The 1,477-nt window shown below is 72.4% G+C and carries 1 protein-coding gene; it reads right to left on the reverse strand.

Going from position 1 to position 1,477, the window contains the following annotated elements:
* Positions 1-1,450, reverse strand: a 1,450-nt coding sequence (locus tag AC5L34_RS29455) for an acyltransferase domain-containing protein (RefSeq protein ID WP_494827912.1), incomplete at its 3' end; no start/stop codon positions are given.
* Positions 1,451-1,477: the final 27 nt, after the last annotated feature.

Here is a 1,477-nt window from a genome sequence, read left to right on the forward strand (position 1 = left end):
AATCCACCAAACCACCCCACCGCAACGGCACCTCCAAACCCACCACCCGACCCAAACCCCACACCGCAGCACCCGCGGTCAGGTCGGTCAGGGGGTCGGAGCCGTCCACGGAGACCGCTCCCCGGGTCAGCCACCACATCCGCCCCTGGACCTCGGTGACCGCCAGCGCCTGCGCCACGGCCAGCGCCTCCACGACGCCCGCACCGGCCAACGACATCAGCGAGATCAGTCCGGCGACCGGCTCCCGGTTCTCCGCCGCGCCGGCCAGCCGGCGCGCGATCTCGTCCCGCTCCAACACGTCCAGCACCACCGGGACCACCTCGGCGCCCCGCTCCGCCAGCCCGGCCAGCAACGGGTGGTCCTCCTGGCCGGGGAGCATCAGCACCAACCAGGTGCCGGTCAGGTTCTCGTCATCGGCCGCGTCCTGGCGTCGCCACACCACCCGGTACCGCCAGGAATCCACGACCGACCGTTGCTGGGCAGCCCGCCGCCACTGCGCGAGCTTCGGCAGCACCGCGCTGAACGGCTCGTCCGCGCCGACGCCCAGTTCGCCGCCGACCAGGTCGGGGTCGCCGGACTCCACGGCCGCCCAGAACCGCCCGTCGAGGGCGTCGTCGTGCGCGTCCCGGCGGGTCCCGGGCGCGGCCTCCGGCCAATACCAGGTGTGCTCGAAGGCGTACGTGGGCAGGTCGACCACGCGCGGCCAGGCACCGGTCTGACCGTGGTACGCCGCCCAGTCCACCGGCACACCCGCCACCCACAACTGCCCCAGCGCAGACGTCAGCGCCCCGACCTCCGGCTGATCCCGCCGCGACACCGCAACCCGCCGCACCCCGGCGTCCCCGACGATCTCCGCCACCATCGCCGTCAACGTCGCGTCCGGGCCGACCTCCAGGAACGTGTCCACACCCTGCTCCCGCAGAGCCGCCACCCCGTCGGCGAACCGCACCGCCTGCCGCACGTGCCGCACCCAGTACTCCGGGTCAACCAACTCCAGCGGCTCCGCCACCGCGCCGGTCACGTTCGACACGATCGGCACCCGCGGCACCCGCCAGTCCAGCCCCGCCACCACCGACGCGAACTCATCCAACATCGGCTCCATCAACCGCGAATGGAACGCGTGACTGACCGAGAGTTCCTTGACCCGCCACCCCCGCTCACGCCCAACCGCCACCACCGACGCCACCTCGACGGCGGCACCCGACACCACCACCGACGCCGGACCGTTCACCGCCGCCACATCCACCGCCGCACCAGTCACGCCGACCAGCTCGGCGACAGCCTCCTCCGACGCGCCAACCGCCGCCATCACGCCACCAGCCGGCAACGCCTGCATCAGACGGCCCCGCGCCGCCACCAACACACACGCATCAGCGAGGGAGAGCATCCCCGCCACGTACGCGGCCGTCACCTCACCAATCGAATGACCCGCCAGGAAATCCGCCCGCACACCCCACGACGCCAACAACTCCCACAA

Source organism: Micromonospora sp. ZG13 (assembly GCF_059359355.1).